The sequence below is a fragment of the Gluconacetobacter dulcium genome (assembly GCF_014174165.1).
Lineage (GTDB): Bacteria > Pseudomonadota > Alphaproteobacteria > Acetobacterales > Acetobacteraceae > Gluconacetobacter > Gluconacetobacter dulcium.
In genome coordinates, this window is record NZ_JABEQN010000029.1 from 1 (window position 1) to 25,286 (window position 25,286).

The 25,286-nt window shown below is 59.9% G+C and carries 23 protein-coding genes, 1 tRNA gene and 2 pseudogenes; 17 read left to right on the forward strand and 9 right to left on the reverse strand.

What is annotated here, in order from left to right; all coding sequences use genetic code 11:
- The 4 genes and pseudogenes from HLH25_RS17580 to HLH25_RS17595 form a co-directional block, all read right to left on the reverse strand.
- Positions 1–111 (reverse strand): annotated as a pseudogene (locus tag HLH25_RS17580) (efflux transporter periplasmic adaptor subunit); the annotation flags it as partial.
- Between the two features lie 42 nt (positions 112–153).
- Positions 154–348: a DUF1656 domain-containing protein gene (locus HLH25_RS17585; RefSeq protein WP_182975313.1), complete on the reverse strand. Its 195-nt coding sequence runs from the start codon at positions 346–348 to the stop codon at positions 154–156.
- Positions 348–2,582, reverse strand: a complete 2,235-nt coding sequence (locus tag HLH25_RS17590) for an FUSC family protein (protein ID WP_220791891.1) — start codon at positions 2,580–2,582, stop codon at positions 348–350. Before HLH25_RS17590 ends, HLH25_RS17585 begins: the two co-directional genes overlap by 1 nt.
- Positions 2,583–2,895: 313 nt before the next feature.
- Positions 2,896–3,333 carry a hypothetical protein gene (locus tag HLH25_RS17595; protein ID WP_182975314.1) on the reverse strand — a complete coding sequence of 146 codons (438 nt, stop codon included), beginning with the start codon at positions 3,331–3,333 and terminating at the stop codon, positions 2,896–2,898.
- Between the two features lie 403 nt (positions 3,334–3,736).
- Here HLH25_RS17595 and HLH25_RS17600 point away from each other — a divergent pair, with 403 nt between their 5' ends.
- The 11 genes from HLH25_RS17600 (at position 3,737) to HLH25_RS17640 (ending at position 13,229) form a co-directional block, all read left to right on the forward strand.
- Positions 3,737–4,801: an ABC transporter ATP-binding protein gene (locus HLH25_RS17600; protein ID WP_343065508.1), complete on the forward strand. Its 1,065-nt coding sequence runs from the start codon at positions 3,737–3,739 to the stop codon at positions 4,799–4,801.
- Between the two features lie 85 nt (positions 4,802–4,886).
- Entirely contained in the window at positions 4,887–5,831 is a 945-nt protein-coding gene (locus HLH25_RS17605) for an extracellular solute-binding protein (RefSeq protein WP_246402674.1), read from the forward strand.
- Positions 5,828–6,274 carry a hypothetical protein gene (locus HLH25_RS17610; protein ID WP_246402675.1) on the forward strand — a complete coding sequence of 149 codons (447 nt, stop codon included), beginning with the start codon at positions 5,828–5,830 and terminating at the stop codon, positions 6,272–6,274. Before HLH25_RS17605 ends, HLH25_RS17610 begins: the two co-directional genes overlap by 4 nt.
- A gap of 48 nt (positions 6,275–6,322) precedes the next feature.
- The gene (locus HLH25_RS17615; RefSeq protein ID WP_182975317.1) at positions 6,323–6,805 is read left to right on the forward strand and encodes a YcgN family cysteine cluster protein; all 483 of its coding nucleotides are present in this window, start codon (positions 6,323–6,325) and stop codon (positions 6,803–6,805) included.
- Positions 6,806–6,846: 41 nt separating this feature from the next.
- Entirely contained in the window at positions 6,847–7,524 is a 678-nt protein-coding gene (locus tag HLH25_RS17620) for a M48 family metallopeptidase (protein ID WP_375289000.1), read from the forward strand.
- Positions 7,525–7,587: 63 nt separating this feature from the next.
- Positions 7,588–7,673 (forward strand) — tRNA-Leu (locus tag HLH25_RS17625).
- An 89-nt stretch (positions 7,674–7,762) separates the two neighbouring features.
- Positions 7,763–7,960, forward strand: coding sequence for a DUF6538 domain-containing protein (locus HLH25_RS20690; protein ID WP_310889144.1), 198 nt, complete (start codon positions 7,763–7,765; stop codon positions 7,958–7,960).
- Between the two features lie 421 nt (positions 7,961–8,381).
- Positions 8,382–8,636 carry a DUF2946 family protein gene (locus HLH25_RS20695; protein ID WP_375289001.1) on the forward strand — a complete coding sequence of 85 codons (255 nt, stop codon included), beginning with the start codon at positions 8,382–8,384 and terminating at the stop codon, positions 8,634–8,636.
- 119 nt (positions 8,637–8,755) lie between these two features.
- Positions 8,756–10,945: a TonB-dependent siderophore receptor gene (locus tag HLH25_RS17630; RefSeq protein ID WP_182975319.1), complete on the forward strand. Its 2,190-nt coding sequence runs from the start codon at positions 8,756–8,758 to the stop codon at positions 10,943–10,945.
- Positions 10,945–11,874: a DJ-1/PfpI family protein gene (locus HLH25_RS17635; protein ID WP_182975320.1), complete on the forward strand. Its 930-nt coding sequence runs from the start codon at positions 10,945–10,947 to the stop codon at positions 11,872–11,874. Before HLH25_RS17630 ends, HLH25_RS17635 begins: the two co-directional genes overlap by 1 nt.
- A gap of 329 nt (positions 11,875–12,203) precedes the next feature.
- The gene (locus tag HLH25_RS17640) at positions 12,204–13,229 is read left to right on the forward strand and encodes a DUF4268 domain-containing protein (RefSeq protein WP_182975321.1); all 1,026 of its coding nucleotides are present in this window, start codon (positions 12,204–12,206) and stop codon (positions 13,227–13,229) included.
- Positions 13,230–13,371: 142 nt separating this feature from the next.
- Here the strand turns inward: HLH25_RS17640 and mazF are convergent, their stop codons facing one another.
- The 4 genes from mazF to HLH25_RS17660 form a co-directional block, all read right to left on the reverse strand.
- Complete coding sequence (mazF, locus tag HLH25_RS17645; protein ID WP_182975322.1) at positions 13,372–13,716, reverse strand: endoribonuclease MazF; 345 nt, start codon at positions 13,714–13,716, stop codon at positions 13,372–13,374.
- The gene (locus HLH25_RS17650) at positions 13,713–13,955 is read right to left on the reverse strand and encodes an AbrB/MazE/SpoVT family DNA-binding domain-containing protein (RefSeq protein WP_182975323.1); all 243 of its coding nucleotides are present in this window, start codon (positions 13,953–13,955) and stop codon (positions 13,713–13,715) included. Before HLH25_RS17650 ends, mazF begins: the two co-directional genes overlap by 4 nt.
- A 248-nt stretch (positions 13,956–14,203) precedes the next feature.
- Entirely contained in the window at positions 14,204–15,169 is a 966-nt protein-coding gene (locus HLH25_RS20595; RefSeq protein ID WP_182975324.1) for a FecR family protein, read from the reverse strand.
- Positions 15,170–15,424: 255 nt separating this feature from the next.
- On the reverse strand, positions 15,425–15,928 hold the full coding sequence (locus HLH25_RS17660) for an RNA polymerase sigma factor (RefSeq protein ID WP_182975325.1): 504 nt from the start codon (positions 15,926–15,928) through the stop codon (positions 15,425–15,427).
- A gap of 226 nt (positions 15,929–16,154) precedes the next feature.
- Here HLH25_RS17660 and HLH25_RS17665 point away from each other — a divergent pair, with 226 nt between their 5' ends.
- Entirely contained in the window at positions 16,155–18,629 is a 2,475-nt protein-coding gene (locus HLH25_RS17665) for a TonB-dependent siderophore receptor (protein ID WP_310889143.1), read from the forward strand.
- 358 nt (positions 18,630–18,987) lie between these two features.
- Here HLH25_RS17665 and HLH25_RS17670 read toward each other — a convergent pair whose 3' ends face one another.
- Entirely contained in the window at positions 18,988–20,133 is a 1,146-nt protein-coding gene (locus HLH25_RS17670; RefSeq protein WP_182975326.1) for an SMP-30/gluconolactonase/LRE family protein, read from the reverse strand.
- Positions 20,134–20,366: 233 nt separating this feature from the next.
- On the opposite strand from HLH25_RS17670, the gene aroE reads away from it, so the two are divergent.
- The 5 genes and pseudogenes from aroE to HLH25_RS20790 form a co-directional block, all read left to right on the forward strand.
- On the forward strand, positions 20,367–21,224 hold the full coding sequence (aroE, locus tag HLH25_RS17675; protein WP_182975327.1) for a shikimate dehydrogenase: 858 nt from the start codon (positions 20,367–20,369) through the stop codon (positions 21,222–21,224).
- Between the two features lie 144 nt (positions 21,225–21,368).
- Positions 21,369–22,088, forward strand: coding sequence for a DedA family protein (locus HLH25_RS17680; RefSeq protein WP_182975328.1), 720 nt, complete (start codon positions 21,369–21,371; stop codon positions 22,086–22,088).
- A gap of 369 nt (positions 22,089–22,457) precedes the next feature.
- Positions 22,458–22,754, forward strand: coding sequence for a glycerol dehydrogenase (locus HLH25_RS17685; RefSeq protein WP_375288999.1), 297 nt, complete (start codon positions 22,458–22,460; stop codon positions 22,752–22,754).
- Positions 22,754–24,946, forward strand: coding sequence for a pyrroloquinoline quinone-dependent dehydrogenase (locus HLH25_RS17690; protein WP_182975330.1), 2,193 nt, complete (start codon positions 22,754–22,756; stop codon positions 24,944–24,946). The genes HLH25_RS17685 and HLH25_RS17690 overlap by 1 nt, the downstream gene beginning before the upstream one ends.
- A gap of 116 nt (positions 24,947–25,062) precedes the next feature.
- A pseudogene (locus HLH25_RS20790) lies at positions 25,063–25,245 on the forward strand (cupin domain-containing protein); the annotation flags it as partial.
- Positions 25,246–25,286 lie beyond the last annotated feature (41 nt).

The following is a 25,286-nucleotide window of genomic DNA, read 5'->3' on the forward strand; positions in this document are numbered from 1 at the left end:
CGTCCAGGGGGCGATCATATAGGTGTCCCACAGGGTCACCCCCAGAACGATCGCCAGCACAACGACGCTCAGGGTCAGAACCACGCGGATCAGGGTGCGTAGAAGGGGCATTGTCTATCTCGGACCTTGCAGGGGCAGTTGTTCGACCGTTTCTCAGACGAACAGGATCATCAGGCACAGAACACAAGTGTAGAGGGCGACCTCGAACAGTGCGAGGTGCCAGAACCATTTCATGATGCCGGTCCACCACAGCGCGAAGCGGATCAGCATGGTCACCGGCAGAGCGGCGATTGCGTAGACGACGATCGGCGCCATGAAGACGCCGAAGAAATTGAACTCGGTCAGCATCACGCGGCTCTCATTCCGAACGAACGCGTCTGGGGTGGGATGGCCATATTCAGCCTGTTATTGGCGCCCGGCATGTCGCCAGGCAATTGCAGGGGACCTTGTTTGTGAAAGAATCCGGGCGCCGAGTCTACCAGCAGCGATGCCTGTTCGAGGCAGGCGGCAATGCGCCGGGTGGGAACGTGGGATGCGGCGGGGCGCTCTTCGACATCGCGCATCACGTCCTGCGCCGCGGTGCGGAGGATCAGCGCGGTGCGCGTGGGCTGGGTGCACAGATGCTGGAACGACGCCAGCGCCGCCAGCGTGCAGGCGCGGTCCTGTTCGTGCACCGCCGGATTCTGCACCAGATGCCGCAGCCGCGCGATCAGGCGCCCCACCGAGACGCAGATGAACGCCGCATCGGTGGTTTCGTAGACGCGGGCAGGCGGCGCGACCAGCGAGAAGCGTTGGATCATACGCAGGATCTTCTGCATCTGCAGGTTTTCCCACACCGTCCAACTGACGTGCCGGTTCAGCGGCAGGCTGGCCAGTTGCTGGGTAGCGCGATTCATCGACGTGACCAGTCGGGCGGTGTCCAGCCGATGGTCGGACGGCAGGATGACCCGGAAGACCAGAGCCAGCCCGATCAGGGCGATCAGGTAGGACAGCCAGACATTCATCAGGGACAGGTCGTCATAGGAGATCGGATTGCGGATCTGCACCATGGCATTGAAGAACACCGCATAACCGAAGCCGCGCATGGCGTGGCGGGGATGGAATTGAAGCCAGATGCCCGGCAGCAGGCAAACCGAGAGGGACAGCCACAACAGCGGATAACCGTCGATACGGGGCAGGAGAAAGGTCTGGCAGATGAAGGCGGCGGGAATCGCGGCCAGGGTGCCGCTGGCAAACATGACGCTGGCGCGGGATGCCACCGGGCTGGTGGCCAGCAGGCAGGATGCCGGGATGAGGTAGGCGAGCATGGTGGCGCCGTTCGACCAGCGGAAGACATACCATGTCAGGCAGCCCAGCAGGGTGACGAACGCGCCGCGCGTGCCGTTGCGCAGCGCCGCCGGCCAGTCGAAGAACAGTCGTAGCCGGATCGGGCGGACATGTGCCTGCGGCCCCACGAAATCGTCCAGCGCGCTGCGCAATTGCACCAGGATGTCGCGTTCGTTGTCGATGAACGCGATGGTGGGGAGGTCTTTGGTTTCTTCTGACAGGTCGTCCAGGGTGTCGATGGCGGCGGCTAATTGGGTACGCATGCCGGCGGGATCGTCGAGGTGCAGGTTTTCCGGGGGGATGACGGCGAAGCGCGCCATCACGTCATGCACCAGGTCGCGGGCGGCTGCGGATTGCGGATTGTCGGGCGGGTCGTCGCGCCAGATCGGGTGATGGGTGCTGAGCAGCCCCAGCAGCCGGGCCACGCCGGCACGCAGGCCGGCGGCCCGCCGGCCGATCGCGAAATTGTCGGCGGCGGCATATTCGATCGCTTCGACCAGGGCATTGGCCTGGGAGAGCAGGCGTGCGCGAGCGTCATAGCTGGTCAGCGTCATGGCGCGGAACGAGAACGGTTGGCCGCCATCGTCCGGCATGGGGGTCTGACCGGGGGCCATGTCCTCCAGATCCGCCGGGTGCGAGAACTGGCCGGTGATGTTGCGCAGTGTCTGGTCGACCTGGCGCAGGACTTTTTCCGGCCTGCTGACCGACGTGACCAGAAACACCACGGCCGTGCTGACGATGCCGACCGTGACCGCCGACAGGCGCGACATGGCGGCCATGAAGATTCGGTCGGGGTCGGCGAAGGTGGAAATGGAAACCAGCACGATGGTGTAGCCCGCCAGCACGGCGGCATAGGCCTTGTAGAACCGCAGCAGTGTGGAGACGCAGCAGGCAATGCCGATGATGATCGACAGGCCCATGAAATAGAGCATCGGCGACTGGGGAAAGGCCGCCATCAGCAGCACCGCCGCCGTTGCGCCGATCACGGTGCCGAAAATACGCCAGAAGCTCTTGGAGACCATGGCGCCGACGACCGGATTGGCCACGATCAGGACCGTCGTGACCGAGGACATCGGTGTCTGGAGCTGGAAGAAGAATGCCAGGAACAGGGCCAGCCCGACGGCAAGCAGCGCGCGGATGCTGTAGGTGATCGTCGGCGAAAGGGCCTTCCAGTCGGGGAAGGCGAAACCGCCGAAGCGGACCAGCGAGCGCGGAAAATGCAGCGCCGTGTGCGGAGGAACCAGCCGGATGCTCATGCCCGGATTGCCGCGCCTGCGGTGGCCGGGCCGCAAGGCAACGGATCACGGCCGGCCCGTCCCTGTCGGGGCGTGCTCTTATGGGTCAGACGACGTCCAAAGGATCGTGCCCGTGCACTACGCTCGGAGTCCGCCTTCTCCACAGCTACCCGGTTTCCCTGACTTGTCATGAGAACGCATCAGGTCTGCGTGCTCATGAAATTGTGACCAGGGAATACGTTTCCAGAAATGGCGGGCGGGGGCCAATGCAATTTCAGCATGGTCCCCAACCGGCTTTGGCGTCTCTCAGGCAATCCGGCGCTGATCGGAGGGGTTAGATGCCCTTGCGGCCGAAGACCGAGCGGACGAGGTGCAGGATCGCGCGCAGGGCCTGGCGGCCGACCGGGCCGGCGATCGCGGTCGTCACGGCCGTCAGGGCCATGGCCTGGCGCAGCTCGTTCAGCGCGTGTTCGCGGGCGAAGCGGGCGCGGATTTCGGTCGCGGTCATGATCGAGCGGCGGCCGAGCAGCAGGAACAGCAGGGCCATGGCGCCATCGACCGCGAAGACCAGGATCGCCGCGCCGAGCACGCTGAACCCCAGCGTCTGGTAGGCGAAGGCCCACAGCAGCGCGTGTCCCGACAGGATCGCCAGCAGGCCGAACACGGCGGCGACGACCAGGAACGCCACCTGCCTGCCGATGCGGATGGCCATCTCGCGGCGTACGGTCAGTTCCGCCTGGACAGTGGCTTTGCCAAGTTCGGCTATCTTCATGGTCCTTGCTTCTTCCCTCTGCTTCGTTGGCGGGCGCTCCGCCGGAATGCCCGCCCGGCCAGATAGCTGATCGCGGCATGGCTGGCGATGGCCGCCGGTCGCATTCGGCGCACGGCGGCTCGGATATCGGGCCGATGATCGGCCACTTCGCGTGGCTTGGCAACGACCCGTGGGCCGTCGGTGCGCGGTTCGGCCAATGGCGCGCGCCCTGGCCGATGGCGGGATGAAAACGGTCGTTCGCAGCGTGTGCGGGCGGTTTTGCGGGCTTGCGCCGCGAGATCGGTCGTATCTTTCATGCGGGTTGGCTACACTCGCCGGCTTTCGCTCCGTCCTGGCAGGTTTCGCTTCTCGCATGGCTCCCCTCTCTCCACGTTTTGATGTTCGCGGATTTGTGTGCGCGCCGGTGGAGCCCTCCACGCCCGCGCTGTCGTTTTCGATCGCGCCTGGCGGGTGCCTGGCGTTGCTGGGGGACCGCGCGGTCGATCTCTCCCGCGTGCTGGACACGCTGGCCGGCCATCTGCCGTGTGTGGCCGGCGAGGTTCTGCTCGACGGGCGGGATGTGGCGGCGTTGCCGGCCGGCCATCGGGGGATGGGATTGTTCAGCGCGCGCGATCCGCTGTTCGCGCATCTGACCGTGCGGCGGAACCTGGCCTTTCCGCTGGAGGCGCGCGGCATGGCGCGTCCGGCGATCGTGGCGCGGGTGGATGCGGTGCTGGCGCTGCTGGGGCTGGACGGATGCGCCTCTCGCCGGCCGCGCGCCCTCGATCCGCAGGATGAATGGCGGGCGCGGCTTGGCCGGTTGCTGGTCTTCGCGCCGTCCGTCCTGTTGCTGGACGACCCGTTCGCCGGGTTGGCGCGGGGGGATCGGCTGGCGATGCGCCGCCTGCTGGCGCGGGTGGCGCGGGCGCAGGGCCTGACGCTGCTGCTGGCGACCGGCGATCGGGAGGACGTGTTGCTGCTGGGCGACGCGATCGGCGTGCTGTCGGGTCGCGCGCTGTTGCAGGTTGGCAATGCCGCCGAACTGTTCGATCGGCCGGCCTGCGACCGGGTTGCCACCGGCTTCGGCGACGCCAATGCCCTGACCGGGCGCGTCGCGTGGGTGGAAGACGATCTGGCCTCGGTCCATCTGGCCAGCGGTGCGCGGGTCGAGGCCATGGCGGGGCCGGGCCTGGCTGACGACATGCTGTGCACGCTGTGTGTCCGGCCCGACCGGATTGCCACCCTGTTTCCGACCGGCCGGGCCGCCGCCGATGACGATGGCGAGGACACGCTGCCGGCGGTGCTGGCGGGGCTGCATCATATGGGCGACCATATCCGGCTGCGTTTCCGGCTGGAGGATGGGCAGGAGGTTCTGGTCCGCCGGCCGCCGGCGCAGAGCCTGACGGGGCTCGTGCCCGGACGCACCGCGCGGCTGGCGTGGCAGCCGGCCCATGCGGTGGCCTTTCCGTTTCGGGGGGAAATGGGCTAGCGTGGCCGCCTGTTTATCCTGTCTCCTGCGAAAGTTCATTCCTCTGTCCCGCCCGCCCCGCATTCTCCGATCGCTTCGCCGTCTTTTGATCGGGTTGCTGCTGCTGGCGATCGTGCCGACCGGCGGGAACGCCCGGACAGGCTGGCGCACGCATGCGCTGGTGGTGAACAGTCTGGGCGGTGCCCTGAGTGCGGCCCAGGACAAGGCGTTTTTCCGCCCCTTCGCGGCCCAGATGGGGGTCGGTATTCTGCGGTATGTGTGGGATGGCGATCCGCAGCCCCGGTCGGGGCATGCCGGCCGTGCCTGGACTGTGGCGCTGATGGAAGACAGCACCGCCCGTGCCGCCTGCATGCAGGGATTTCTGCTGCGTCTGGGCGGCGCCCCCGGCAGCGCCGATGCCTGCGGCGTGCCGGCGATGCGCGAGGGAATTGCCCTGGCGTGGGATCGCGGGCGCATTCCGGTGGCCCCGCACTGGAGCGATTTCTGGAATGTCGTGCGCTATCCCGGCAAGCGGGGGCTGCGTCGCGATCCGCGTTCGACGCTGGAGATCGCGCTGATGGCCGATGGCGTGGCGCCGGCCGATGTCTATGCCGTGCTGGGCACGCCCGAGGGAGTGGCGCGGGCCTTCCGCAAGCTCAGCCAGTTGCGTCCTTATATCGAGTGGTGGACCAGTCCGGCGGAATCCGCGCGCATCATCGGCAATGGCAGCGTGCTGATGACCAGCGCGGCCGGGGGCGAGGTGATGGCGGCCGCGACGGGTCAGCGCGATGTGGGGCTGCAATGGGAGCAGAGCCTGGATGATGGTCTGTCCTGGGGGGTTGCGCCCGATCTGGACCGGGCGGCGCGCGACCGGGCGCGCAGCCTGCTGCATTTCATGGCCCAGCCCGAGCAGGTGGCGCGGTTCGCGTCGCTCTATCACGCGCATGGCGATGTGGGCTCGGCGCAGCCGCTGCTGATGGATGCCGCCTTCTGGCATGAGCATCTGCCCGATCTCTCCAAACGCTTCGCGGACTGGCTGGCCGCGCCATGAGCGGGCTGCCGGCTTTCTCGGTGCCGGCGCTGGTTGTCAGTCTGCTGGTGGAAAGTGTGGCGGCTGGGGCTGCATGCGGGCTCGGCCTGCTGTTGCGGGCACGGCCGCAGGGGCGGCGTGTGCTGTCGGGCGCCCGGATCGGTGCCCTGGCACTGGCAATTCCGGGATGGATGGGGGCCGTGATGCTGTCCGGCCCCTGGCGCGACGGTGGTGCGGAACCTGTCGTGATGCAGGCTGTCTGCCTTGTTCCGCTGGTTCTGTTGCCGCTTCTGCACGCGTTCGACCGGTTGCCGCCCGGACTGACGCGGACGGCGGCAGGGCTGGGGGCGGGGCGGATGGTGCGGTTGCGCGGCCTGTGGTTGCCGTTGCTGGGCCCGTCGGCGCTCGCGGCGGCGGTGCTGGCGGTGGCGGGGGCCGTGATGGTTGGCGTGCTCGACGGGTAGGCGGCGTTTTTCTTCTCTCTGGAGCCGGGATTCAGTAAGACGGTCGCCATGACCGATATGAAGCCGTTCTGGCAGGTCCGCCGGCTGGACGAAATGACGACCGAGGAATGGGAGTCGCTGTGCGACGGGTGCGGACGCTGCTGCCTGCACAAGCTGCGCGAAGACGTGACCGAGCAGATCCTGTTTACCGATGTTGCCTGCCGGTTGCTGGATCTGGAAACCTGCCTGTGTTCGGACTATGCGTGCCGCCGGCGCAAGGTGCCCGATTGCGTGCAGTTGACCCCCGAGGCCATGGCGGAAATCGACTGGCTGCCGCCCTCATGCGCCTATCGGCTGGTGGCCGAGGGGCGGCCGCTGGCATGGTGGCATCCGCTGGTTTCAGGCTCGCCCGACACCGTGCATGAGGCCGGGGTTTCGGTGCGGGGGCGGGCGATCAGCGAGCGGCGGGCCGGGCAATTGGAGCATCACATTGTCGACTGGCCCGGCAAGATGCCCCGTCCGCGCCGGCCACGAGCGCGCGATCGGGCATGACGGCCGGCCTTTCCGGGCTGAGGCCGACGGAGGCCGAGATTGTGCGGCTCGCAGGGCGGGATGTGCCGGTGCGCTGGCGCCGGTCGAGCCGGGCGCGGCGGTTGTCGTTGCGGATCGATGCGCGCGAGGCCGAAATCGTCATTACCCTGCCGCCGAGGGCGGAGCGCGAGGCCGGGATGGCGTTGCTGCGCAACCATGCTGTCTGGGCGCTGTCGCGGCTGGATCACCTGCCGGCGGCGGCGCCGTGGCATGATGGGGGGCAGGTGGTGCTTGATGGGTGCGCGCATGGCATCGTCCATTGCCCCGATGGGCGGCGGGGAGTGTGGATCGAGGACGGGGTGGTGAAGGTGAGCGGTGAAGCGCCGTTCCTGCGCCGCCGGCTGGCGACGTTCCTGCGGCAGGAAGCCGGGCATCGGTTGGGGGAGCGGCTGACCGCGCTTACGGGATCGTCCGGCCTGCGGCCGCGGCGGCTGGTGATCAAGGATACCAGTAGCCGTTGGGGCAGTTGCAGTGCGAACGGCACGGTAATGCTGAACTGGCGGCTGGTGATGGCGCCCGTGGATGTGCAGCATTACGTGATTGCGCATGAACTGGCGCATCTGCGGCATATGAATCATGGCTCGGATTTCTGGGTGCTGGTGGCTGCCCTGACGCCGCATCGCCATATGGCGGAAACCTGGCTGCGCCGACACGGACCGGCTCTGCTGCGCGCCGCTTAGCCTGCGGAAAACGGCAACTGCCGGATTTCACTGGTCTCGCGAGTGTGCTAGAGGGCGCACCGGGCGAGCTTGGCGGAATGGTAGACGCACGAGACTTAAAATCTTGCGCCCGCAAGGGTGTGCGGGTTCGAGTCCCGCAGTTCGCACCACAGGCACCTGAAATGGCACGATTTTTCGGCTGATAGGGGGGCAAAGGCTGTCTTTGCTCCATCGTCCTTCCCCGCCGAGGGAAGATTTTATGCTCTGTGTCCGAGGCACCATTTACCATTTTCGCCGTATTGTTCCCCCTGCCTTGCGAGCAGCGTTAAACCGGCGGGAAATCTGGGTTTCCCTGAAAACCGGTTACCAGAACGAAGCCAGCAAACGGGCATCACTCATTCATGCCAGAACCACAGAATTATTCTCTCAGAGCCTGACCGAAAATGCGGTCTGGTGAGCGAGAGCGGCTCATCAGGGCCGCGTCCGGCGTGTGTTTCTGAGCATCGGAGCGGAGCGGCCTTGATGGCCGTGAGCACCGAAGCGCAGGAAACGCGCGGAGGACACGCCACCAGGGCGCATTTTCGGTCAGGCTCTTATCCGCGAAGGTCTGCGTTTATGGCTGCTCTTTTTACCCTTCTTGACATCGTCAACTAATAGCTCTTTATGAAACCGGAAATGTATTGGAGTTATCAATAGTCTTGACTACTCCCCAAACTCGACAGAAACACAATACACCACTCTTCGCAATTCTTGCGAGGGTGTTGGTTCTTGTCGGGTTTTTAGGACAACTTCTCCTTCAGGGTTTTTCCCTACCTGACGAAACGCCAAGGAGCGCAATTGAGCGGCTAACGGGCATTGATATCAGCCCGCAGCGCAACATGAGCCATGATATGGCGATGATGGATATGCCTATGAGCATGTCAGGTCATCACCATAATACACATCATCACGACAAAAGCTGTCCGCTTTGCCCGTTGCTGGAACTTGTCGCTGTTATTCTGACGAACCTCCCAGCACTGCCTGCTTATACTGTGTATCGATATCAACAGGAAATGCGGGCGCATCCTCCCAGAGCGCCGCCATCTGTTCTGACAGGTCTGCCACCGTCGCGCGGCCCCCCTTTACTTTCCTGAGCCTTTCGTCAGCTTCTGGTGTGCGTCATCTCACCCTATACGCCGCTTTTCTGCGTGTTTGGGAGTGTTTCTGCACGACCCAGTGCTGAGTCTTTCTCAGTTCAGGATTTTCTTTAACTATGTATGAAAAAACCCGTGGCGCTCAAGGAGCGTTAGCGCGTCGCGTTATCGCGCGCGTCGTCGTGCTGTCTTACGGTTTTACCGCTACACCTTTATGGGCGCAGAGCAGCACAGACAAAACATCATTTCCCCAGACTGGGATGTTGCCTCAGAAAGAGAAAAAGATAGAGGTCGCGTCCCAGTCACAAAGCTTTGTGATCGTTAATGGAACACGGCAGCCTGCCGAAAATTATCTTGCTCAGACCAATAGTTCAGCTCTAAAAATTCCTGTTTCCATTCAGAAAACACCAGCATCGGTACAGGTCATCACTCATGCTGTCATACAGGATCGTGGCGCTCTCAGCATTAATCAGGCCATCGAGACAGTCAGCGGTGTTGAACGTAATCTGACCTTCCCTAATTCTCTGACTTTTCGTGTGCGTGGATTTGTGGACGCTTCTACAACCTTGCGAGATGGTTTTAGAGAACAGACCGGAACCCAAGATATTCAGGGCGTTGATAACATTGAAGTCCTCAAAGGTCCCGCATCGGTGTTATACGGTGGTTCAACCTCTTCAGGCGGTACCGTCAACGTCACGACAAAGCGAGCCATTGCAAACCATAACTTTCTGAATGCCGGATTATCAGGGGGAAGTTTTGGATTATTCCGTGGAACCGCAGACGGTAACCGTGATCTATCAGGAGATGGAAAAATTGTTGGGCGTATCAATTTCGCCTATCAGCATGATGATACATTCCGAGACTTCGGTTACAACGAAGCAACCTATGTTGCACCCACTGTTCGGTGGACTCCGTCTCTTCATGATAAGATTGATTTCTTCGCGTCTTGGCAGCTTTCAAACTATACTTGGGGTGCATCCCAAACCCCTTTGATCCGAAAAGCTCTGGCCCTACCCCTCTCCTATAACTTCGATAATCAGGCTCTTGGAGCCTCGCATCAGAACTCCTGGCGTTTAGGATACAACTGGGTACATAAATTTTCTGATTCATTCCGATTTCGCTCAGGCTTTGCAAACTCAATCAACAACTATGATTTCGGTACGGATCGTATGAGCACCTTTGCTCTCTCACCGAACGGACGAACCCTGAGCCGAGGAGTATCCAGCGGCCCTCAGATGGGTAAAGATTTTGATCTCCAGAATGAATTTTCAGGTATTTTTCATACTGGTCCACTAAAACATGACTGGCTGGTCGGCAGCGAGCTCTATCAGACAGATTATAGTGCAAAAACCTATGGTGCCTCACTTCCTGCACTTGTTCTTACAGATCCCATTTATACGGGGGCACTAGGACTTGCACGATTGCGCTCAAATATTTCAACACAGGCAGAAGCCGCCTCTGTGTATTTTCAGGATTACATTTCTCTTTTTGATCGCTTCTATGTTCTTGGTGGGGGGCGCTATGATGCCACAACAACATCTTCTCTCAATAAAATAAAAGAAATCAACACCTCTGTCTCTGACAATAAATTTTCTCCTAGGCTTGGCATTCTCTATGCCGCACGCAGAACAACGTCTCTTTATTTTAACTGGTCAACGAGTTTTATTCCTACATCAACCTCTTCCTTCACTGGAACTCCCCTTTCACCCGGAAGGTCTCGCCAGATTGAAGCAGGCATCAAACAACAACTGTTTCATGAGCACGTTCAGGCGACAGTCGCGGTATATGATATTCGTCGCTCAAATGTTGCCACGACAGACCCTGCTCATCCACTTTATTCCATTGCTGTTGGCCAGCAGCGTAGTCGAGGAATAGAAGCTGATATAGCTGGTGAGATTTTATCGGGTTGGAAAGCCGTTCTCAGTTACGCGTACACTTTTGCCAATGTAACTCGTGACAACAAGTATCCCATCAATAGTGTTCTTGCTGGCGCTGCCAAACATACTGGAAACGTCTGGACAACATACGAATTTGCAGACAGAATAGTTTTGCATGGTCTAGGCTTGGGACTGGGTATTAGAGCCGCCACCCGACGGGAGGCAACACTTCCCAATTCGTTCTACCTTCCTGGCTATTTCCGGCTTGATTCTGCCTTATGGTATAAGTTTTCCTTACACGGACGACCCGTCAGGGCTCAGCTTAATATGACAAACCTGACCAATGCCCGAATTTATGACACGAATGGAACATTCTCCATGCGCGCGGAAGCTCCCCGTTCGGCTTTGGGTTCACTTCAGGTGACATTCTGATGACGAAACCCAACAGCTCTCTTGAGAGCGGCTCGTGCGTTGTTTTTGCTCAGATCAAACCCTCTTATAAAGAAACAATCATGCCAAATTTACTGCCAGACGCTTCTTCTTTACCCGGTCTTAAACGACGTGCCCTTGCCACTCTTATCATGGCCTCCATAGTCTCAGAAAGTGCCAAGGCAGCAACGGGCAGTTCTGAAAAAGAGCATCTGGAGCATATGCAAGGTATGAAATTCTCTGGCCCCCCGATCAAAATTGCCATGCTTGTTTACCCGAACATGGTTCTTCAGGATCTTGTCGGTCCGCAGACCATTTTTAAAATTCTAGGTGCCGAAATTCATCTGGTTGGCATGACTATGACGCCGGTCTCCACCGATGTCGGTATTCCTGTCCCTCCAACAGACACACCAGCGACGTGCCCACAGGAACTGGATGTATTGTTTGTACCGGGCGGGCTAATGGGAACAATTGCCTGCATGAACGATCCCGACGTACTTGCTTTCTTGATAAGTCGTGCACCACACTCTCGCTTCATTACAAGCGTTTGCACAGGTAGCCTTATTCTTGCCGCAGCAGGGTTATTGGAGGGATACAAAGCGACATCCCATTGGGGTGTTGTTAATCTGCTGCCGTTAATGGGGGCTATTGAAAGCCACGAACGCGTTGTGCAGGATCGCAATAGGATTACAGGAGGCGGTGTGACTGCTGGCCTTGATTTTGGGCTTACTCTCGCAGCGCAATTACGCGGGCAGGCCGCAGCAGAACATATTCAACTCATTATCCAGTATGCACCTCAGCCCCCGTTTCATCATGGCGACCCATCGGAAATTCCGGAAGCCCAAATGGCACTTGAACGTAGCCGTAGAGCATGGATGGACGGGAAAGCATTGCAAGCAGCACAAACAGCCTCAAAACGATTAAAGCTATAATAAGAGGAGGTTCACGCGGGAGAGCAATGCTCTCCCCCTGACCAGTTTGCAAACCATCGCGACACAACGTGTCCGCTGGTTTGCACGGCTGGCTATTCTCTTTTTTGAACGAGCCGCCCTCACGCCAGACATGGTCCCAGAGCTGACCCCGGTTTTTCGGACAGGGTGATAAGCTATCCCCGGCCTGGATAGGGACTGATGGGCAAGGTCAATGCTTCCCCCGTTGACCCCCTTTATAGATTGATAAACTATATTTTGTCTTCCTTTTCCAACCAACGTAAGGTATTAAATATAATAGTTTATATAATCGCTATGGAATTACAAATCACATGAGGTTAGGGCATATCGAAACCGTTGAGGTTCGTACAATTTGGCAAAATGAAGCAAGTCATTTTACTCCTTGGTTAGCTAAAGCTGAGAACCTCATAGCTCTGGGGAAAGTTTTACACCTTGGCGAACTAAGATTAGAAGCGACAGAAGTTAGCGTTGGAGATTTTTCTGCGGACATTGTTGCCGTTGATGAAAACGACACTCCAGTTCTAATTGAAAACCAACTGGAACTAACCGACCACCGTCATCTTGGTCAAGTAATAACATATCTTTCTGGAATTAATAATGATGAGGCAAATATCATCTGGATTTCAACCCGTTTTCGAGAAGAACATCGCGCTGCGATAGAATGGCTCAACAGAAATACTATTGATGGGTTTGATTTTTTTGGGATCGAAATTGAAGTTCTACGTATTGGCGAAAGTGATCCTGCCCCACGCTTCAATGTAGTAGCAATGCCAAACGACTGGGCTAAACAAGCACGTCAAACCGCACGCCGCATTTCATCAGAAGCAACAGGTAGCACAGGTCTCCTTTATCAAGAATTCTGGATATCGCTACAAGCAGCCTATGAAAAATTGGGAAATATCCGAAGATTTCCTAAAACTTGGCCGCGACAGTGGCTCCCCTTCAGTATAGGTCGAGGCGGATTTAAGATTGTTGTGACTATAGCGCGTGCGACTAATGAGATACGAGTTGAGCTTTATATGCATCAAAAAAACATGCCTCCTAATCAAGCCTATAACGCCCTATATGCACAACGTGACAGTGTAGAAAGAGACTTCGGCACAACTTTGGATTGGCAACCTCTACCTGACCGCTGTGCCGCAAGAATTGCTGTATCTTTGCCTAATTCAAGTATTACCGACAAAGATAACTGGCCTCGCCAACAAGAGTGGATTTTGACAGAAATCACTAAGTTTAGAAAGGTTTTTACCGAACGCGTAAAGCAGATTGATCTCGATGAAAATATAGAAATACCAGAAAATGAGAGCGATATAAATCTTACCTCAGAAAGCAACTAAAAAGAGGGGGTTCACGGGGGAGAGCTTTGTTCTTCCCCTGACCAGTTTGCAAACCATCGTGACACAACGTGTCCGCTGGTTTGCACGGCTGGCTTCCTGTTTTTCTTTTGTTTTTGAAAAATTATTGAAAAACTTACTTTTATCACCCGACCAGCAATCTGATACGCTGCCGGATAGCCTCAAGCTCTTCTAGTAAAACTTTACCTTTGAGCTTTGCCTTTCTCACGCGCCAATCCAGACTTCTCACCTGATCTGACAAGGCCACACTGGCAGTTTTTCCAGTCAGAGCCACTTCAAAAGGATAGCCTTTAATCTTGGTCGTTGTCGGACAGCACAGCATCATTCCAGCTTTAGCGTTATAGCTGACAGGACTCAGTACAACAGCAGGTCGGTGCCCAGCCTGCTCCCTGCCCGCCTGCGGATCAAACTCAAGCCAGACAATGTCCCCGCAATCAGGAACCCAGACAGTCGTTGCTTTGGCACTCACCAGCTTTCACCACCAACAGATGGACCGAAATCGATTTCATCATGGCGATTCTTATTCGTAATACCAGACACTAACTCTTCCAATTTGAGAGGAACTGCTCTGACTGGCTCGATGATAATCCTCCCATCTTCTTCTCGCACATCGACGGCCTGATCAATCTTCAGACTGACGGCTTCAAGCACACCAGCAGGAAGACGAATGGCTGCACTGTTCCCCCATTTCCTGACAACGCCCTGCATGATGATTTTCCTTACGTAAAGTTTATACGTCGTATATACATCATATTCCCACCAGAGGCCAGACAAATCCCTCTCTTGACTGCCCCACGGCTTTGCCCGCAGAGTGAACCCGCAGTCACTATGCGAAGGATGATTTCGTCTGAAATTATCGTTCTGTTTCAATCAGTTGTTTGATTGGTTGCGACGAAAGCGAGCGGGTTCGAGTCCCGCAGTTTGCACCACCAACCTATTGACGTAGCATGGGATGCTTATTGTCTTCGTAGCAGCAAGATGCCCGCCGGTAGATGCGTCACCGTCATCCCGGCTGTCGCGGCAATGGCCGTGATGGCCGCGTCTGCCTGATCAGTACGAAATGCCCCGCTGATGGGCGGTGTTGCGGTGTCATCGGCCAGAACATAGACGCGGCCGCGTCGGTATCGTGCGACGGCCGCGACGGCCTCATGGATTGGTGCGTTGTCCAGAATGAGATCGCCGTGCGCCCAGGCGGCGATCTCTTCGGGCGCGATACCATGTTCGACCGACGCGATCGTGCCGTCGGTGTAACTGGTGCGGTCTCCGGCCTTCAGCCTGACGGGGGCGGGAGCGTGGTGCGGCGCATGAACATCCACGATGCCCCGCGCGACCGTCACACGGACACTTGCCTCTTCCCGGCGGATCTCGAACGCCGTCCCCACATCCTCCGTCGTTCCATTGCGCGCCACCACCCGGAAAGGACGGTGCGGATCATGTTTCACTTCGAACAGCGCGTTGCCTTTCAGCAGCGTGATCGTGCGTTCCGTCGCGGTATAGCGCGTGGCAATGGCGGTATCGGCGTCGAGAATGGCGCGCGACCCATCGGCAAGGGTCAGCGTCTGCACCGTGGTTCCCGACCACTGATCGGCTCTGAGCCAGGTTGAGGCGACCGGGGCATACAGCACGAGAACAGACGCAACCATCGCGGCGCTGCCGAGGAACAGGCTCCGGCGTATGCTCCGGCGCACGCGATGCCTTTGACCCAGCCGTTGCCAGGTGCCGCGCGTGGTGCGGTCCTGTTCCGGTGTGAGGTGAAGCGCGCGCCACAACGCCCGTTCCCGCTCGAAGACCGCGTTGTTATCCGGTGATGCGGCCCGCCAGCGTCGGAACGCGCTCAGTTCCTCGGCCGTCATGGCGCCGGACGCCATGCGGACAATCCAGTGGCGCGCCGTTTCCGCGATGTCGTGCGGTTGGTCTGTCACGTAGTGCCCTTCGCCGTGTTTTCGCCCCTCTTCCTGAGAGCCTGACCGAAAATGCGCGCTGGCGGCGTGCCCCCCGCGCGTTTCCTGCGCTTCGGTGCTCATGGCCATCAAGGCCACTCCGCTCCGATGCTCGGAAACACATGTCGGGCGCGGTCCAATACGGGCCGCTCTTGCTCGCCAGCCCACATTCTCGGTCAGGCTCTGAGACGAACGGTCATCGCACGATTTAACAGACGAACCATGATTCCGGGAAGGTCAGCCCGTTCGGGACGATGAAATGATATCCAGCGCGCGGCAGATATATCGGCTGACAAGGGCGATGGACCGGCCCATGCGCGCGGCGATTTCCTTTTGGGGAACGCCATGGAAGCGGTTGAGCACGAAGGCGGTTTTCATCGGTTCCGGCAGGGCCGCGATGGCCTTTTCGATCTCTTCCAGCTCGTGCCGGGCGAATAGCGTGCGTTCCGGCGAGGGGGTGTCGTCCTCGATCCAGAGAAGATCGTGGATGTCGCTCTGGACTTCCTCGCGCCGCCTGGCCTGCCGGGCGTGGTCGATCGCGAGGTTGGAGGCGAGGCGATAGAGGAAGGCGCGCGGATTGACGATCTCCGCCGCATTCTCGATGCGCCGGATCTTTTCGAACAGTGACTGCACGGCGTCCTCGGCCGCTTCCGGGTTGCCGACGATCCGCTGGATGACGTTGAGCAGTTTATGCCGTTCCGCGGAAATCAGGTCCGTCAAAACCGCGATGTTGTCCTGCATGACGCGCCGCCTGTCCGATGCTTCTCCCCGCCTCCTACCATTCATGAGAATGGTTCGCAAATCCATGAGTGTGACTGTTGTTCCGTTCGGAAGACGACGCCATCGGGCTCTTTCCCCGAGGGAACGGCAAAAAAAGAGCGCAGCAGGTGTAGAGAGCGGCGCCGCTCCGTCGTCATAGGTCTGTAGTTCTTAAGAATACGTTTCATTTTCAGCGGGGAAAGTTTCGGTGACAGTCCATAGGTGCCATCGCGGAGTCAGGTCATTCTCGCGGCTTTACGCCATTGCCCTGCTGATGGGTTCTTGCCTTGCGGGGCCGGGCGCTCGCGCGGCCGAGGGGCAAATCATCCCCACGGTTCCCTCGGCGACGATCCGGCATTTCTCGATCCCGGCCCAGCCTCTGCGCGGCGCCTTGCAGGCGTATTTTCGGCAATCCGGCGTTCAGGTGGCCTATCCGACGTCCGATGCGGGGGCTGTTCGCAGCGTCGCCGTGACGGGCGATTTCACGCCTCAGGAGGGACTGTCCCGCCTGCTGGCCGGCACGGGCCTGACATACCGTTTCACGAGCCCGAACAGCGTGACGCTCGGTAAAGCGGCCTCTGCCATCCTGCTCGGTCCGGTGCGCGTTGGCGGCACGGCACGCTTGTCCGGCGGGGATGCGCAATCGGCTTACGGCCCTGGCGTCGGTTTTGTCGCGACCCGCAGCGCCTCCGCCACCCGGACCGATACACCGCTGATCGAGGTGCCGAAGTCGGTCTATGTCGTCACGCGCAAGCAGATGGATGATCTGCAACCGCTCACGATCGGCGCGGCGTTGCGTTATACGCCGGGTATCGTCAGCTTGAGCGCCAATGACAGTACGCCTTCCGCCAGCCTGTTCCAGCCGGTGCATCAGCGTGGCTTCGAATCCTACACATTCGTGGATGGGTTGCTGAATGGAACGTCCGTCAGCGATCCATTCTTTCTGGACCGGATCGAAGCTTTGAGCGGTCCGTCATCAGTCATGTACGGGCAGGCCAATCCCGGCGGTCTCATCAACATGACGCTCAAACGCCCGACCGAAAAGGCTCAGGGGCAGGCGAATGCAGGCTTTGGCAATTACGGGCGTTACGAAGGGCAAGTCGATTTCAGCGGCCCACTCAATAAGAGCCGGACATTGCTTTATCGCCTTATTGGAGTGGGTATTACCCAGGGATCGCAGATAGATTACAATCACTACAAGCGGCTGGCTGCTCAGGGTGATATCGAATGGAAGATTGATAAAAAGACTGATCTCACCATCATCGGACAGTTTTCCTATGATCCGGAGTCACTCGACCCATGGATTGGCGTTCCTGCATATGGCAGCTTGATCAAAGCCAATTTTGGTCGCCTTCCGGTATCGAGATATTACGGAGATCCGTCTTTTAATTATAACTGGAATCGAGAATACATGGTTGAAGCGATTTTCCACCATGAATTTACGCGAAATCTTCAGTTTAATTCGACCGCACGTTTCGATGCGCAGAGTAACGGGGGGTGTGGTCTCTGGCTTAATAACGTCGACCAAACTACCGAGACGATCAGTCGATCTGCATTTTGTAATAGCTCGATCAAGGGACGTTCATCTCAGATGACGGCCAATCTTGGCTATGAGTTAAAAACAGGACCGATTTCGCACGCTCTCCTCGTTGGCGTCGATTATCGCGCACAATGGTCGGACGGTTACTGGGGGTTCGACTTTGCGACAGTCCCAGATGCAAGCATTCTCCACCCGGTTTATGGACAGTATACATTCTCGGACTACAATGATTATGGGAAAGGGAAGTCTACGTGGGCAAAGTATAACTACTGGCAGGACGGTATCTATTTTCAGGATCAGATCAAGTGGCGCCGTTTCTACGTAACGCTCGCCGGGCGTCAGGACTGGAACGGATATGGCGCTCTTTTTAACCGGCCGTTTACATGGAATGCAGGGATAAACTATGTTTCCAGCATCGGTCTTGCACCGTATTTCAATTACGCGAAATCATTCATGCCCCAGATCGGGAATGTTTATAGAAGCGGTAATATTGTGCAGCCTGATCCGTTGAACGGACATCAGTGGGAAGGCGGACTGAAATACCAGATTCCGCATACCCAGTCCCTTCTGACCGCTGCATATTATGATCTGTCCGAAAACAATGTGCTTGTGAGCAATCCGGATTTTCCAAGATATAGCAGTGAAGTCGGTCAGGTAAAATCCAAGGGTGTCGAACTTTCGGCCCATGCCAACCTGGCGCAGGGTCTGGACCTGATTTTGAACTACACGTGGAACCGGGTTTATAATTCACGCACGAATCTGACCGGGCAGACGATCGGAGGCGAAACGGTTTCGCTGCTTGGCAAGCGACACGCGCAGCAGCCGACGAACATGGCCTCCGGATTTATCGACTATCGTTTCCCCAAAGGGATCGCGCCGGGTCTGTCGATCAATTTTGGCGTTCGCTATCAGGGCCGGAGCTGGGCGGATCAGGCCAACTCCTTCCGTAATCCCGCTTATGTTCTGTTCGATACGGGTTTCAGTTGGGACGCGGGGCAGGTGTTTTCTTCCATGAAAGGACTGAACATCAGACTGAGCATGAACAATGTTGCTAACAAGATCTACGTCCAGTGTAATTCTACCGACCTCTGTTATTACGGTGATAAACGTGTTGCATATGGTACAATCGGTTATCATTTTTGAGGAACGAAGGCCCATTGGAGCGATTTTCCAGTGCGGCCCGCATACCGGCTTGCCCTGGAAGATTTCTGTGAGAGCCTGACCTAAAATGCGCTCTGGTGGCGTGTCCTTCGCGCAAGTTCATTATCCCCGATCTCAACGCGGTGCATCCGGTCGAGATGAGGGCTTTCTCGGCTGTCGCGCCGACGTTAGGCGTCGGATACCGGATGATCCGGGAGCGGGATACGCTCGTGACGGTCCGTGCGGCGAGGCTGTTCGGCTGTTCGGCGGTCCAGCGGTCCAGCGGTCTGTCGGTGAGAGGGTGTCGCAGGACCGCCTTCGAAGCTGCACGGGTGAGATGCTGCGTTTTCGGCCGCGGTTTTCAGGGGAGACGGATGCGGGCGAGGAGCCAGGGGCGTTCCTGCCGGTCCTGGCCGTTGTGGAAGACCGGCAGGCGGGACCATTGGCCGATCGTCAGCCATAATGTGTCGCCGTGCAGTGCCAGGCCGTCCGGGGCGATCAGGCGCGGGTCGTGGGCGACCATCGACAAGGTGCCGTCGGTCGCGCGGTGCAGGATGGCGTGGCGCTCCAGCTCCGTCAGGTAGAGGCTGCCGTCCGGGGCGGTGGCCATGCCGTCCACCACCCCGGTCTCGCCTTCATCATGCACCCCGGCCGCCAGGGCCGCCGGGGTGGCGCGGGGGTCGCCGAGAAGGGCGGTGGGGGCGCTGTAGAGCCGGCGGCTGGACAGGGGTTGCCAGTAGAGCACGCTGCTGTCGGGGCTGATGGCGATGCCGTCGGCGCCGCCCTGGCCCATGGCGGGGTGGACCAGGTCGAAGCGGTGCATCTGGCCGTCGACCTCCATCGCGAAGCCCGGTGTCGCACGGGTGGAGATGTCGGCATCGAGGATGCGCCGGGCGGTCCCGCTGGCCAGATCGACGACGACGATCGCCGGGTGGTCGGCCATGGAGGTATCGGTGATGAAGGCGAGGCCCGCGCGGCCGTGCGTGAGGTCGATCCGCACGTCGTTGACGTGGCTGTCCGGACGGATCGCGGGCGCGTGCAGCGGCAGGATTCTGACCCCCTCGCCGCCCGGTGTGGGGTCGACCATGACGAGGGCCGGTCTGGGGGGGGCGGAGGAGCCGGCGACCGTGCCCTCGTCGACGATCCAGATCCGTCCGCGTGTGTCCAGCGTCATGCCCAGCGGGGAGATCAGCCGGGCCTGGGTGGCGGCGTCGGGGTAGGGAGTCAGGTCGGGGCGGCCGTCCGCGTGGGGCGTCAGGCGTGCGAGCCTGGGGCCGGAATGGTCCTGCGCGCTGCGGGGAAAGCCGAGGATCACGCTGCCATCGGGCAGGACGACGATGCCAGAGGGTTGCATGTCGGCAAAGCGCGCCGCGATGGTTACGTTGCCCGAAGGGGCGGCGCCATGATCCACGCTGTCGGCCGCGCGGGCGTGCCATGGTGCCAGTGCCAGCGCCAGGACCGTGCAGAGGGCGAGTGCCGCGCCGGTTGTCTTGCCATTCTGTCGCATCTTCGCTCCCGCCTGCATCATATTTTCCCGTTGTCCGTAGCATTCCAGGTTCTTACGCGCGATCATGGGGATCGGGATCGTGTAAAACGTGATTGACGTACAATTGATAACGCGTAACGGGGGCGGCCGCAGCTTTAAATTTTGTGTCATGTCTTGATCTTGGACATTCGGACCCCGGCTATGCATAGCTGGGAAACCTGATTGACTGCACCCCTCAGTTTTCGGAGCGCCGAATGAGTGACAAGAACTTCCTGAGTATTCTGACGGGATCTTTCTCCACGCCGTGTGCCGACAATCCGACGGTCGCCATGATCGAGGCGGCGTACCGGCATCATGCCATCGACGCCCGCTACATTAATTGCGATGTGACATCCGGCAATCTCGGCGATGCCGTGCGGGGCGCGAAGGCAATGGAATGGGTCGGGTTCAATTGCTCGCTGCCGCACAAGGTCGCGGTGATCGAGCATCTGGACGCGCTGTCGGACGCCGCGAAGATTATCGGCGCGGTCAATTGCGTGACGATCCGCGATGGCCGGCTGACCGGTGATAATACGGATGGGAAGGGCTTCCTGGCCTCGCTTAAAGAGGTGACCGACCCGCGCGGCAAGGCGATCCTGCTGCTGGGGGCGGGGGGTGCCGCCCGCGCGATTGCCGTGGAACTGGGGTTGGCCGGTGCCGCGCATATCACGATCGTCAATCGCAATGTCGCGCAGGCCGAAACCATCGCGGCGCTGGTGCGCGACAATACCGGGAGCGACGCATCGGCCGTGGCGTGGGACGGTGCGGTGACGGTTTCCGACGGCATTGACATCGTTATCAATGCTACCCCTGTGGGGTTGGGCGACGGGGAGGCGATGCCGGCGATCGCGCTGGATAGCCTGAAGAAAGGGCAGGTGGTTGCCGACGTGATTCCCAATCCGCCCAGGACGCGCCTTCTGCGCGAGGCGCGGGCGCGGGGCTGTACGCCGCTGGATGGCCTGGGTATGCTCGTCAATCAGGGGGTGATCTGCGTTGAATTATGGCTGGGGAAAACGGTTGATGCGGCCGTCATGAAACGTGCGCTTCAGGATATTTTCGGCGACGCCGGGTGATGTGGCTGGCGGCGGCGGCTGTCGGCTCGCCGCCGGAACGCATTTTCGGCCGATTTGTCCGTTTTCGACCGTGGGGCGGTTGTCGTGGCGTTTGCGCCATTTTTCGGCGTGTCGGATTCTTTCGGTTGATGGGGAAGGGCTGTCATGCGCTATTCCCTCTTCCCTTCCTGGGTATTTTGCCGCCATCAAGCGGGTGGTCGATCAGCGCAAGGAAAGCCTCCCCTGCTTCAGCATCTGGATAGCCTGCTGCATCATTATGGTTACGGCATCGTGACCCTGGCCGTTCTGCTGGAGAGCATGGGCGTTCCCATTCCGGCCGAGACCTGCATCATTACGGCGTCGCTTTACTGCCTCAAGACGCATCATCTGGCCATCCAGGGGGTGGCGCTGGCGGCGATCGCCGGGGCCATCATCGGTGATAATTTCGGCTATATGATCGGGCGGCATTTCGGCATGCCATTGCTCGAAAAACATGGTGCGCGCATCGGCCTGACCCGCGAACGGCTGATTCTCGGGCGCTATCTGTTCAGCCGTCATGGCAGCGCCATCGTCTTTCTGGGCCGTTTCGTCTCGCTTCTGCGCGTGTTCGTGGCGCTGCTGGCCGGGGCCTGCAACATGCGCTGGCGCCGCTTCATGCTCTTCAATACGCTGGGGGGCACATGCTGGGCGGGTGGCTATGCGCTGGGCACCTACATGCTCGGCCGCAAGATTTCGCAGGTTTCCGGGCCGACGGGCATTGCCATTGGCATTGTGACGCTGATCGGTCTGGTTGGTTCGGGTCTCTTCCTCAGGAAGAACGAACAGAGGCTGACGCAGCAGGCGATGAAGGACGCAGCGGAACTCTCGGCTTATCCGGGGACCTGATCGGTCGGGCGGGTCGGGGGTGTCTCTTCTTTTTCTGAAGAAAAAGAAGCAAAAAGACTTTTAATCGTTCAGGGCCATCGCGTGTTCCCAGCACAAAATTCCTGAACGAATCAAAGTTTTTTGGTTCTTTTTTTCAAAAAAGAACGAAGACGGTCACGGTTGCGCACCGCGTTTCCATGATTGCAATTTATTTTGAACTATTCAGTTATATTCGTCTCTTTTGTCAATGAACCCGACAGATCCTGAAGCGTTCGGGTTCTGTTTTGTGTGGAGCATTGTCGAATGACAGGTTTATACAGGCCCCGAAGGGCCGCTGAATGGGCGACGTGCGCGGTTGCGGTACTGCTCGTTCTTCTTGGGCTTCCCCTGTTGATCATGGGCGCTGAACTGGCCCTGCTCGGGGGCTCGTTTTACTATGTCCTGGCGGGTGCCGCGATTATTGCCGGCGGCGTTCTCATGCTGATGGGGTCGGTTTCCGGGGCGCTGCTGTATCTGCTGGCGTGGCTGCTGACCTGGCCGTGGGCGTTGTGGGAAGTCGGGTTCGATGGCTGGGGGCTGCTGCCGCGCCTGCTGGGGCCGACGCTGATTGCCGTGCTGGTGGTGCTGACCATTCCCGTTCTGCGTCGCGCGCAGAAAACATCGTTGGTGCGGAAGGGGATTGCGTGATGTCCAGGAGAGATCTTTCCGCCGCCACTTCGCTGTGCGGCCTGCTGCTGCTTTCCTCCGTGGCGGGCATTGCGCCGGCACGCGCCCAGAGTGCTTATCAGCCGGCACCGCCCGGACCGGGAGAGGCGGATGCGCCGGGGAAGGCCGGTAACAAGTTCGCCGGTCCGTCGCCTTTCGCGCCGCAGGCGCCGGGGGTGAATGCCGCGAATATTCCCGATGGGCCGCCCGCGGAGCCGGGGGAGGTGACGCCGGCCGTCGAGCAGATCGGCAGCCATCCGGCGCATGGGGACTGGCCGGCCTATGGGCGGGATACCGATGCCACGCGCTATTCGCCGCTGGAGCAGATCACGCCTGCGAATGTGGGGCAGTTGACGCGCGCCTTCGTCTATCACACCGGCAGCAAGCCGGCGCCGGGGCAGGTGAACAAATGGGCCGCCGAGACCACGCCCATCAAGGTGGGGGACGGGCTGTATATGTGTTCGGCCATGAATGACATCATGAAGCTGGACCCGGCCACCGGCAAGGAAATCTGGCGGCACGACGCCGGGGTGAAATATGCCAGCATTCCCTATACGGCGGCGTGCAAGGGGGTGGTGTACTATACCTCCTCGACCGTGCCGGAGGGAGAGCCCTGCCATAACCGGATTCTCGAAGGCACGCTGGATATGCGGCTGATCGAGGTGGATGCCGATACGGGCAAACTGTGCGAAGGCTTCGGCTATCACGGGCAGGTCAATCTGATGAAGGGCATGGGGGAGTCGGTGCCCGGCTTCGTGTCCATGACCGCGCCGCCGCCGATCGTGAATGGTGCGATCGTGGTGAATCATGAAGTGCTGGATGGGCAGCGTCGCTGGGCGCCCTCGGGCGTGATCCGTGGCTATGATGCCGAGACGGGCAAGTTTCTGTGGGCGTGGGATGTCAACCGCCCGGATGCGCATGGCGAGCCCGCCGAGGGCCAGCATTACAGCCGGGGCACACCCAATTCCTGGGCGACCATGACGGGGGACGACGCACTCGGGCTGGTCTATGTGCCGACCGGCAATTCGGCGGCCGATTATTACTCCGCCATGCGGTCGCCGGAGGAGAACAAGGTATCGTCGGCGATCGTGGCGCTGGATGTGAAGACCGGTTCGCCGCGCTGGGTGTTCCAGACCGTCCATAAGGACGTGTGGGATTACGACATCGGCTCCCAGCCCACCATGATCGACTTCCCTGGCCAGGATGGGCCGGTGCCGGCGCTGGTGGTGCCGACGAAGCGCGGCCAGACCTTCGTGCTCGATCGCCGTGACGGCAAGCCGCTGCTGCCGGTCGAGGAACGCCCGGCGCCGACCGACACCGATGTGGAGGGCGATCCGCGTTCGCCCACGCAGCCCTGGTCGGTGGGCATGCCGCGTCTGGGCCTGCCGGACCTGAAGGAAAGCGACATGTGGGGCATGTCGCCCATCGACCAGCTTTTCTGCCGCCTGAAATTCCGCCGGGCCAAATATGAGGGCGAATTCACGGCCCCCAGCGTGGGCAAGCCGTGGATCGAATATCCCGGTTATAACGGCGGCAGCGACTGGGGCAGCATGGCGTACGACCCCAGGACGGGCGTGCTGATCGCCAACTGGAACGTGACGCCGATGTACGACCAGCTCGTCACCCGCAAGAAGGCCGACGAACTGGGGCTGATGCCGCTTGACGATCCGAACTTCAAGCCCGGTGGCGGCGGGGCGGAAGGCAATGGGGCCATGGCCGATACGCCCTATGGCATCGTGGTGTCGCCGTTCTGGAACCAGTACACGCACATGATGTGCAACAAGCCGCCTTACGGCATGATCACGGCGATCGACATGCATACCCGCAAGGTGCTGTGGCAGCATCCGCTGGGCAGCGCGCGGGCGAATGGTCCGTGGGGGATACCGACCTACCTGCCGCTGACGATCGGGACGCCCAATAATGGCGGGCCGGTGGTGACGGCCGGCGGCGTGGTGTTCGTCGCCGCGACGACCGACAACATGCTGCATGCGTTCGATGCCAAGACCGGCAAGGAACTGTGGAACGACGTGCTGCCGGGCGGTGGGCAGGCGACGCCGATGACGTATGAGCATAAGGGCAGGCAGTATGTCGCCATCATGGCGGGCGGGCATCATTTCATGATGACGCCGGTGAGCGATGCGCTGGTGGTCTACGCGCTGCCTGAAAACAAGTGACGTAAACGCGGGGCTCTGCCCCGCACCCCGCCAAAGGCGGCGCCTTTGGAAACCGTTTGTATGGGGGTCAAGGGGCCGACTGGCCCCTTGCGGGTGCGGGCAGAGCCCGCGCTTTAATGCGTTCCGGTTTCTCGAGCAGGCCGGTGATCGGTCCGGGGGGGGGGGGCGGGCTGGTGCTGGCGGACCGGATCGTGCTGACCGTCGAAGATCGGGACATGCTGCTGGAAGCCGGCGACAGTTTTCGCTTTGTCAGTCTGCGCCCGCATCGTTTCATGAACGCGCATGATGGCGAAAGCCGGATATTGTGGGTCAATTGTGCCATGCCGGCCGGCGGGCTGAG